Origin of the sequence: Glycomyces tenuis DSM 44171 (genome assembly GCF_000427885.1) — a bacterium.
GTDB lineage: Bacteria > Actinomycetota > Actinomycetes > Mycobacteriales > Micromonosporaceae > Glycomyces > Glycomyces tenuis.
The window spans coordinates 21367-31603 of the sequence record NZ_ATYW01000028.1; the positions used below are offsets into that span (position 1 = coordinate 21367).

Here is a 10237-nt window from a genome sequence, read left to right on the forward strand (position 1 = left end):
GAGGACGCCGTGGCCACCATCGGCGATGTCGCCCGCGCCGCGGGCGTGGCCCGCTCGACCGCGTCGTACGCCCTGAGCGGCAAGCGCGCCATCTCGGACGAGGTGCGCGCGCGAGTCCAGCGAGCCGCGCGCGAGCTCGGCTACACCGCGAACGCGGGGGCCCGTGCGCTGGCCACCTCGCAGACCCGGGTGATCGGCCTGCTCGCCCAGTTCCTGCCCGACGAGTTCGCCCCGGCCATGCTCCAGTACATCCAGGGCGTGACGGAGTCGGCCCGCGATCTCGGATACGACATCCTCCTCAGCTCCGACCCCGAGGGGCCCGCCGCGCTCAAGCGCATCACCGACTCGCGCATGGTCGACGGCGTCGTGCTGCTCAACGTCGCCGAGGACGACGACCGCCTGCCGGTGCTCCGCGCCGCCCGCCAGCCCGGCGCCCTGGTCGGCCTGCCCGCCGACTGCACCGGCGTGGACGTCTTCGACCTCGACTTCGAGGAGTCCGGTCGGGCCATGGTCGAGCACCTGCACGGCCTCGGGCACCGCGAACTGATCCTCGTCTCGCAGCCCGAGCACGTCGTCGAGCGCGGCGGCGCCTACGTCTGGCGCCTGCGGAACGCGGCGATCGAGACCGCCGCCGCCCGCGGCCTCGCCCTGCACGCCGTCTACGGCTCCTCCGCGCAACCCGAGATCGGGCGCGAGCTCCACGCCCTGCTCGACGCCCACCCGGAGGCCACAGGCCTGCTGCTCAACAACGAGGCCGCCGCCGCGGCCCTGCCGACCGTGCTCCACCAGCGGAACCTCTCCGCGCCGGACGACCTGTCCGTCATCGGACGCTACTCCGACGAGTTCGCCCGCACCTTCTCGCTGCCGTTCTCCTCGATCGAGAGCGCGCCCGACCGGCTCGGGCGCATGGCGGTGCGCCAACTCGTGCGCCGCATCGAGAAGCAGGACCCCGAAGACGCGCCGCACGTGGTGCGGTTCGTCTCGCCCGAACTCGTCGACCGGGGCAGCACCGCCGCCCCGCCCGTCGGGCACTGACCATCCCCTCGCCTCGACCGGCGCTCGCCGGTCGAGCCCCGTTCAAGGAGGAACAAACCATGAAGGACAACCGACCCCTCGCCCGGTCCGCCGCGGCGGGCCTGGCCGCCACGGCGCTCGCGCTGGCCGCCGCGTGCTCGTCCGGCGACGACGGCGCTGACGCCGACACCTACACCTGGTGGGACCCCTACCCCCAGCACGACGAGAACTCCGCCTGGGCCGAGCGCGTCGACGCCTGCGGCGAGGAGGCGGGCGTGACGATCGAGCGCACGGCCTCGGACACCACGGACCTGACCAACCAGGCGCTGCTCGCCGCGCAGGAGGGCACCAGCCCGGACATCATCCTGCTGGACAACCCCGCGGTGTCCACACTGGCGGACACCGGCATGCTGACCACGGTGGACGAGCTCGGCCTCGACGTGGGCGGCGTCGACGAGAACCTGCTCGCCGCCGGTGTCGTCGACGACCAGACCTACGGCATCCCCATCGGTGCGAACACCCTGGCGATCTACTACAACGCCGAGGTCCTCGACGCCGCGGGCGTCGACCCCGCCTCGATCACCGACTGGGAGACCCTGACGGCCGCGCTCGCCCAAGTTACCGATAACGGCGACAAGGGCATGACCTTCGCCGCCATCGGCACCGAGGAAGGCTCGTTCCAGTTCCTGCCCTGGTTCTGGGGCGCCGGAGCCGATCTGCGCGAGCTCGACTCGCCCGAGGCCGTGGCCGCCCTGGAGCTGTGGACCGGCTGGCTCGAGTCCGGCTACGCGCCCAACTCGGTGCTCACCAACTCCCAGAACACCACCTGGGAGGAGTTCCTCACCGGCGAGTTCGGCTTCGCCCTCAACGGCACCTGGCAGGTCAACAGCGCCGCCGAGGCCGGCTTCGAGACCGGCGTCATCCAGATCCCGGCGCGGAACGGCGGCATCGCGCCGGCGCCCACCGGCGGCGAGTTCATCATCGCGCCCGTGCAGTCCGACGCCGAGCGCTACGACGTCACCCGCCAGATCGTGGAGTGCATGACCACCCCCGAGGGCTTCGTCGAGACCGCGGAGACCTTCGCCTACTACGTGCCGCCCACCGCCGAAGGCCAGGAGGCGCTGCTGGAGGCCCGGCCCGAACTCGAACCGTGGGTCACGGCCGTCCGCGAGGCCAAGGGCCGCACCAGCGACAATCTCGGCACCGACTACCCGAAGATCTCCGAGGCGATGTGGACCGCCGTGCAGAACGCGCTGTCCGGCTCGGCCACACCGGCCGAGGCGCTCGGGCAGGCGCAGGCCGACGCCGAAGCCGCGATCGGCTGAGACGGAGTGATCTGCGCATGACCACGACCTCGGTCGAGGCGACCGGGCGCGCGTCCGGCGGTGCGGCGGGCGTCTCGCCCGCCGCACCCGGCCGGAACGGGCGCCGCGGCCTCCCCGGAACGGCGAGGCACTGGACCGCGATCGGCTTCGCCGCGCCGCTCCTCGCCTACCTCGCCGTGTTCTACGCCTATCCACTGTGGCGGAACATCGAGCTGAGCGTGCACGACTACACCGTGCGGGCCTTCGTCCAAGGCGACCCGGCGTTCGCCGGATTCGAGAAGTACGCCGAGGTCTTCGCCTCGGACGCCTTCCCGGCCGCCCTGGTCAACACCGCCGTGTTCACGCTCGTCTCGATCGCGTTCCAATACGCGATCGGACTGGCGCTGGCGGTGTTCTTCCACGCGAACTTCCGCCTCTCGGGCGTGCTGCGCGCGCTGTTCCTCGTGCCGTGGCTGCTGCCGCTGATCGTCTCGTCCTCCACGTGGGCGTGGATGCTCAACAGCGACAACGGGATCGTCAACTCCGTCATCGAGGCCTTCGGCGGCTCCCAGATCAATTGGCTGACCTCGCCGGACACGGCGCTGACCGCCGTGATCATCGCGAACATCTGGCTGGGCGTCCCGTTCAACCTCGTCATCCTCCACGCCGGGCTCCAGCAGATCCCCGACGAGCTCTACGAGGCCGCCTCCCTGGACGGGGCCACGGCCCGGCAGCGGTTCTGGCGCATCACCTTCCCGCTGCTGCGCCCCGTCTCGGCCATCACGCTGCTGCTCGGATTCATCTACACGCTCAAGGTCGTCGACGTCATCTGGATCATGACCACCGGCGGGCCGGGCGACGCCTCGCTCACCCTCGCGGTCTGGTCCTACCGGGAGGCCTTCGGCACCGGCCAGCCCGACTTCTCGCCGGCCGCCGCGATCGGCAACCTGCTCATCGTCATCGCGCTCGTCTTCGGATTCGTCCACCTGCGGATGCAGCGCGACTGGGAGAAGTCATGACCGCCAGGCCCCTGTGGAAGACCGCCCTCGGCGTGGTGTTCACCGCGCTCATGCTGTTCCCCGTCTACTGGATGGTCAACGTCTCGCTGACCCCCACCGGCGATCTGCGCCGCAGCGACCCGAACTGGTTCCCGAGCGATCCGACCTTCGAGGGCTACACCGCCGCCCTGTCGCAGCAGTTGCCCTCGCTCGGCACGAGCCTCGGCGTCGGACTCGGGTGCGTCGCCCTGACCGTCGCGATCGCCGCGCCGGCCGGCTACGCGCTCGCCGTCCTCAACCTGCGCGGCGGGCGGGCCCTCAACTTCCTGCTGCTGGTCGCCCAGATGATCCCGGCCGTGGTGATGGCGATGGGCTTCTACGCGATCTATGTGCGCCTGGACCTGCTCAACACGGTGTGGGGGCTGATCGTGGCCGACTCGACCATCGCCGTCCCGTTCGGCGTCCTGCTGTACACGACGTTCATGGCCGGCATCCCCAGGGACCTCGTCCACGCCGCCCGCATCGACGGCGCCGGCGCCTGGCGCACGTTCACGAAGGTCGTGCTCCCGGTCAGCCGGAACTCCACGCTCACCGTCGCCCTGTTCGCCTTCCTGTGGGCCTGGTCGGACTTCATCTTCGCCTCGACGCTCAGCCGCTCGGGCGAGTACGTCCCGATCACCCTCGGCATCTACCAGTACATCGGCAACAACACCACACAGTGGAACGCGATCATGGCGACCGCCGTGATCGCCTCCCTCCCCGCGGCGATCCTCCTGGTCGTCGCCCAGCGCTATGTGGCCGCCGGCGTGACCGCCGGGGCCGTGAAGGACTGATCCGTGCACCACCACGCCTCGCCCTCCGCCGCGCCGGTCGTCCCGCTCCGGGGCCCGCGCCGCGGCATCGGACCGGACGACATGCGCCTGTCGGGCGGCTTCTGGGGACGCCTCCAGGAGACGAACGCGCACGCCACGCTGCGCCACTGCCTGGAGTGGATGGAGCGCCTGGGCTGGATCGCCAACTTCGACCGGGTGGCCGACGGCGACACCGGCGGGCCCCGGCCCGGCTGGCAGTTCTCCGACTCGGAGCTCTACAAACTCGTCGAGGCCCTCGCCTGGGAGTACGGCCGCACCGGCGAGGCGTGGGCGAACGAGACCCTCGAGGCGCTCACAGGCCGCATCGCCGCGGCCCAGGACGACGACGGCTACCTCAACACCTGCTTCGGGCACGGCGGCCAGGCCGGCCGGTACACCGACCTGTCCTCCGGGCACGAGCTGTACTGCACCGGGCACCTGCTGCAGGCGGCCGTCGCGCGCGTGCGCACCGTGGGGGAGGACAAGCTCGTGGACGTGGCGAGGCGCGCCGCCGACCACGTCTGCCGCGAGTTCGGACCCGAAGGCCGCCAGGGCGTCTGCGGGCACCCCGAGATCGAGCTCGGTCTCGCCGAGCTCGGCCGCGCCCTCGGCGAGGCCCGGTACACCGAGCAGGCGGGCCGCTTCGTCGAACGGCGCGGCCGCGGCACACTCGAGCCCGTCGCGCTGCTGGACTCCTCCTACTTCCAGGACGACCTGCCCGTGCGCGAGGCCGAGGTGTGGCGCGGGCACGCGGTGCGCGCGCTGTACCTGGCGGCCGGGGCCGTCGACGTCGCCGTCGACACCGGCGACGACGAGCTGCTGGGCGCCGTCCGGCGGCAGTGGGACCGCAGCGTGGAGCGCCGCACGTACCTCACCGGCGGCATGGGCTCGCGCCACCAGGACGAGGGCTTCGGCGAGGACTGGGAGCTGCCGCCCGACCGCGCCTACTGCGAGACGTGCGCGGGCATCGCCTCGGTCATGGTCTCGTGGCGGCTCCACCTCGCCACCGGCGAGGTCCGCTACGCCGACCTGATGGAACGCACCTTCTACAACGTCATCGCCGCCTCCCCCGGCGAGGACGGGCGCGCCTTCTTCTACGCCAACCCGCTGCATCAGCGCACCGCGGCGGCCGACGTGCGGCCCGGGGAGGTCAACCCGAGGGCCGAGGGCGGCGTGCGGGCGCCCTGGTTCGACGTCTCGTGCTGCCCGACGAACCTGGCGCGCACGCTGGCCTCCTGGCAGGCGTATGCGGCCTCGGTGGAGGGCGACACCCTCTCGCTGCTCCAGTACGCCTCGGGCGAGGTGCGCGCGGCGCTCGCCGGCGGCGAGCTGGCGCTGCGCGTCGCGACCGGGTACCCGTACGACGGCGCCGTGCGGATCGAGGTGGTCGACGCGCCCCCGCGCTCCGGCCTGCGGCTGCGGGTGCCCCATTGGGCGCACGGCGCCACGCTGTCCGACGGCTCCGGCGACAGGGGCGTCGAACCGGGCTGGGCCGAGGTGCGCGGCCCGCTCGAACCCGGTTCGGTCATCACGCTCGACCTGCCGGTGCACCCCCGCCTGACCTGGCCCGACGAGCGCATCGACGCCGTCCGCGGATGCGTGGCCGTCGAGCGGGGGCCGCTGGTGCTGTGCGCGGAGTCGGTCGACCTGCCGCCCGGCCTGTCCCTCGACGAGCTCCGCCTCGACACCGCCCGCGCGCCGCGCGCCGAAGCCGACGGCGCGGCCGTATGGGTGAGCTCGGCCCCCGCCGGGCCGGGCGCCCCGGGCGGCCTGCCGTACCGCCCGGCCGCCCCGCCCGGCGGCCCGGCGCCCGCCCGGCACGAGGTGCGCCTCGTCCCGTACCACCGGTGGGCGCGGCGGGGAGGCTCGGCGATGCGGGTGTTCCTTCCGACGGTGTGACGATCCGGTGGCCGAGACCGCGCTTCGCCTCGCGCGCCGCCGCCGGCAGCATGGTCGGCATGAGCGAACACGGCACCCCCGTGCACCTGTGCTGCCTGCTGCGGGCGCGGCCCGGCCTGGAAGAGGAGCTCACCGCCTACGAGGACGAGGTGCTCGCGCTCGTCCCCGAGCACGGCGGGGAGCTGCTGTCGCGCGTGGTCGGCGACGGCGCGGACGGGCACCCGCACGAGGTCCAGGTCTACCGTTTCCCCGACCAGGCCGCGATCGACGGCTACATCGCCGACCCGAGGCGCCTGGCCATGACCGAGGAACGGGACCGGGTGGTGGGGCGAGCACCGAGCTGTTCCCCGTGACGCCGAGGCCCGTCGCCTAAGCGGTCCCGCCGGTCCTCCTCGTCGGGGCGGTCCTCGTCCGGGCCGGGGGCGCGCCGCCCGCTCTCGTCCTCGGGGCGCTGCTCGGCGCCGGTGGGGCGGCCGAAGCCGGGCTCGTCGGGGGCCCGCTGCCCGACGTGCGGCCCGCCCTCGCCGTCGCGTTCGGAGGTCCATCGCTTGACCGCGTCGACGACACGGCCCCACATCCCGCTCATGGTCGGCATCCCTCTCCTCGTGAGCGTGACGGATACCCGGCGACGTGCACGTCCATGCACGACGGGCCTGCTTATGGCCGGTACACCAGCTCCACGGTGCCGCCCACCCGGCGGCCTCCCGCCGCCGACAGCAGTGCGAACGAGGCCAGGTTCGAGGCGTCGCACTCGGTCGTCACCGTCTCGAAGCCCCGCTCGGCCAGGAGCGCCCCGATCCTCGCCAGCAGCGCCGCTCCCAGGCGCCGCCGCCGGAAGGCGCGCGCCACCGCCACCAGGCCCAGGCGCGGCCCGACCGGGTTCGACCACACCCGCGCCATGCCCGCCAGCTCCTCGGTCCGCGGATCCCACACCACCGGGTACAGCGCCGGGTCGTAGGCCGAGCCGTGCTCGGCCCTCCACCCCCCGGCCGTCCACTGCCAGCCCCACAGGCCCGGGATGTCCTGCCGCAGCAGGTCGTCGAAGACCCGCACCCGCTCGTGCCCGATCTCCTCGGGGGAGTACACCTTGAACCCTTCCAGCGGCGCCTCCGACAGGCCCGTGCGCGTCGGCACCTCCCACCGGTGCTCGAAGCGGTCGCCGACGAACGGCACCGAACCGAGCAGCCGCAGCAACCGCGCGTCCGAGGCGTCCACTTGCGTGTACAGCGCCTCGCCGTACTCCGCGCCGATGCGCCGCGCCAGCTCCACCACCGCGCCGTCCCCGAAGGAGACGAACCGCTTCCCGTCGGGGCGCCGCACCGTCCATGCCTCGCCGAGCAGGCGGGAGCCCTCGAACGCGCGCCAGCGCGCCTCATCGACTTCGAACCGCAGATCCATGGCGTGAAGACTATGAGAGACACACTCACGACACAACGTGATTTCACCGAGGTCCGGGCGGCCCGAGGCCGCCCGGGGCCCCGCTCACAGCTTCCCGGCCCCGGCGCCGGCCGGCACGATCGTCGGCACGCTCGCCGCCTCGTCCATGGTGTACGAGTAGTACTCGCCCGGCTCGGCGACGGCCCCGGCGGTCTCGCACGTCCCCGAGTTCACGAAGACGTTGTCCCGCTCGACCAGCCGCCCTGGTCCGCTGTCGGCATAGCCGCCGGCCGAGTGGCACGGGAAGGGCACGTCCTCGAAGTAGTTGCCCTCCACCAGCATCCCGGCATCCATAGTGGACGCCACTCCGTACAGCTCGTTGCTCCGGAAGTAGTTGTTGTACACGTGCACCGGCTCGGCGAACCGCACCCGCGGATGCCGCTGCGCGGAGCCGTCGAAGTAGTTGTGGTGGATCGTCACCTTCAGGTGGCCGACGTCCGTGCCGGCGCCGTCGGAGTGGCTGATCAGCATGGACTTGTCCGTGCCTGCGAAGTGGTTCCACGACACGGTCACATAGTCGGCCTCCCGCACCACGTCGATCGACCCGTCGACCGGGCTGACGAAGGTGTTGTGGTCGATCCAGATGTGGTGGGAGTTCTGCCCGACGTTGATCGCGTCGTCCTCGGCATCGGTGAAGGTGAGGTTCTGGATGATCACGTTGGACGATCCGTGGAAGTCGAAGCCGCCGCCGTTGATCGTCGCGTCGCCGCCCACGCCGAGGATGGTCTTGTCCGGGCGCACCCCCTGCTTGCTCGTGATGTCGATGGTGCCCTCCACCATGATCACCATCGGACCGGTGGTGTCGATGGCCGTCAGCAGCTCGTCGGTGGTGTCGACGACCACGGTCGGGCCGCCCTCGCCGCCGGTGGTGCCGTCCAGGCCCAATGCGCTCACGGACGCGAAGCCGTCCGCCTCGCCCAACGGCTGCTGCTGGGCGCCGGGCGGTGCCGTCCCGTCCGGGACGGCCGAGGGGCCCGCGTGCGCGGTGTGCAACGCGACCGCCGTCGCCGCGGCGGCGACCAGGCCGGTCAACCCCGCCGCTGTCGCCGTCCGCGCGCTTCTTCGCTGTGCCATGCCGTCCTCATTTCTAATGAGATATTTCTATTTGTCGATATGATATCGATTTGCACGGCTTGATGCAAGCGCTTGCATTGGGTTGCCGAGGCTGGAGACCCGCCTTCCGCGCCGAAGCGAGCGCTTCAGTGCGGGGCAGAACGAGTCCGGAACGGCCTCAAGGCCGTTCGACGCGCTCCTCCGCCGCGCGGCCCATGCGGGCGACGGCCTCGGTCAGGACCGCCGCCGAGGTGGCGAAGTTCAGGCGCACGTGCCCGGCGCCGCCGGTGCCGAAGACGTGCCCGGAGCTGAGGGCCACGCGGGCGCGGTCGAGGAACATGCGGGCGGGCCCGTCGAGGTCGGAGACGATCCCGATGCCGTCGAGCGGCGCCTCCTCGACGCCGAGGGCGCGGCAGTCGAGCCACGCCAGGTAGGTCCCCTCCGGCCGGAGGTACCCGAGCTGCGGGAGGTGCTCGGCGATCAGCCGCCCCAGCAGCGCCCGCTGCCCGTCGAGCGCCCCCAGGAGGGCATCGAGCCACGCCCCTCCCTCGCCGAACGCGGCGGTGTGGGCGATGACGCCGAGGTGGCTCGGGCCGTGGCCCACCTCTTCGGGCATGCGGCGCAGGTCGGCGGCGGCCTCGGCGCCCGCGACCGCGACGGCGGCCTTGAGCCCGGCGAGGTTCCAGGCCTTCGACGCCGAAGTGAGCGAGAAGGCGTCCTCCGCGCCCGGCACCGTGAGATAGGGGGTGAACACCGCGCCCGGCAGCACCAGCGGAGCGTGGATCTCGTCGGCGACGACCCGCACGCCGTGGCGGCGGGCCAGCGCCGCCACCGCCTCGAGCTCGGCGCGGGTATGCACGGCCCCAGTGGGGTTGTGCGGATTGCACAGCAGGTACGCGGCGCGGTCGTGCGCCGCCCCGACGCGCGCGAAGGTGTCGCCGAGGTGGTCGAGGTCGATGCGCCCTTCGGCGGTCAGCGGCGACTCCACGACCCTCCGGCCGCTGTGGGAGACGAAGGCGTAGAACGGCGGGTAGACCGGGGAGTTGACCACCACCGCGTCGCCCGGCCCGGTCACCAGGCGGAGCACCTCGATGACGCCCATCATGACGTCGGGGACGACGGCGGTGCGCTCGGTCGGGAAGTCGCGCCACCGCCAGCGGTCCGAGGCGAACCGGGCGAGGGCGTGCGCGTACTCCTCTCCCGCCGAGTAGCCGGTGTCGCCCAGGTCGATCGCGCGGTGCAGGGCCTCGGCGATCGGCGCCGCGAGCGGGACGTCCATCTCGGCGACCCACAGGGGCAGCACGTCGGCCGGGTGCTCGCGCCATTTCGCGCTGGTCCGCCGCCGCAGCTGCGGCAGCGGCAGCGCTTCGAGCGGATTCGGGGGAGCGGTCGGGTCGCCGTTCAAAGCGTCTCCTTGCGGTCGCACGGTCGTCTCGTTCAACAATGACAGCATCGCCCACTGCTCGGGTCGGTTGAAGTTGCCCGCAGAACATTGTCTTGATAGCGTGTGCCATTGTGACTTCTCCTCGGCGAGCCTTCGGACCTCTCCAACACACCCGCGCCGCTTGGGCCGACGCCGCCTCGGCGATCGGGCGGCCTGCCGTCGAGCTGGCCGCCGAAGGGCCGGCGGCGATGCCGGTGACGATGTCGAATCATTCGCACGAGGAGAACTGGTTCGAGC

The 10237-nt window shown here is 72.3% G+C and carries 9 protein-coding genes; 6 read left to right on the top strand and 3 right to left on the bottom strand.

Features of this window, described 5'->3' with window-relative positions:
* Positions 1–9 precede the first annotated feature (9 nt).
* The 6 genes from YWW_RS0123225 to YWW_RS0123250 all read left to right on the top strand — a co-directional run bounded on the left by YWW_RS0123225 (position 10) and on the right by YWW_RS0123250 (position 6419).
* A complete protein-coding gene (locus YWW_RS0123225) occupies positions 10–1035 on the top strand; it encodes a LacI family DNA-binding transcriptional regulator (protein ID WP_026931977.1) in 1026 nt (341 codons plus the stop codon).
* A gap of 59 nt (positions 1036–1094) precedes the next feature.
* Positions 1095–2339, top strand: a complete 1245-nt coding sequence (locus tag YWW_RS0123230; RefSeq protein ID WP_026931978.1) for a sugar ABC transporter substrate-binding protein — start codon at positions 1095–1097, stop codon at positions 2337–2339.
* A 17-nt stretch (positions 2340–2356) separates the two neighbouring features.
* Positions 2357–3337: a carbohydrate ABC transporter permease gene (locus tag YWW_RS0123235; protein ID WP_026931979.1), complete on the top strand. Its 981-nt coding sequence runs from the start codon at positions 2357–2359 to the stop codon at positions 3335–3337.
* Positions 3334–4149 (top strand): carbohydrate ABC transporter permease, encoded by an 816-nt coding sequence (locus tag YWW_RS0123240; RefSeq protein ID WP_026931980.1) that lies wholly within the window; start codon positions 3334–3336, stop codon positions 4147–4149. The genes YWW_RS0123235 and YWW_RS0123240 overlap by 4 nt, the downstream gene beginning before the upstream one ends.
* A gap of 81 nt (positions 4150–4230) precedes the next feature.
* Positions 4231–6066, top strand: coding sequence for a beta-L-arabinofuranosidase domain-containing protein (locus tag YWW_RS0123245; protein WP_081687710.1), 1836 nt, complete (start codon positions 4231–4233; stop codon positions 6064–6066).
* A 59-nt stretch (positions 6067–6125) separates the two neighbouring features.
* The gene (locus YWW_RS0123250) at positions 6126–6419 is read left to right on the top strand and encodes a hypothetical protein (protein ID WP_026931982.1); all 294 of its coding nucleotides are present in this window, start codon (positions 6126–6128) and stop codon (positions 6417–6419) included.
* A 304-nt stretch (positions 6420–6723) separates the two neighbouring features.
* On the opposite strand, the gene YWW_RS34490 is transcribed toward YWW_RS0123250, so the two are convergent.
* From YWW_RS34490 to YWW_RS0123270, 3 genes are all read right to left on the bottom strand, one after another.
* A complete protein-coding gene (locus YWW_RS34490; RefSeq protein ID WP_026931983.1) occupies positions 6724–7464 on the bottom strand; it encodes a GNAT family N-acetyltransferase in 741 nt (246 codons plus the stop codon).
* An 84-nt stretch (positions 7465–7548) separates the two neighbouring features.
* On the bottom strand, positions 7549–8577 hold the full coding sequence (locus YWW_RS0123265; RefSeq protein ID WP_035699752.1) for a pectate lyase family protein: 1029 nt from the start codon (positions 8575–8577) through the stop codon (positions 7549–7551).
* A gap of 157 nt (positions 8578–8734) precedes the next feature.
* A complete protein-coding gene (locus YWW_RS0123270) occupies positions 8735–9961 on the bottom strand; it encodes a MalY/PatB family protein (protein ID WP_026931985.1) in 1227 nt (408 codons plus the stop codon).
* Between the last annotated feature and the right edge of the window lie 276 nt (positions 9962–10237).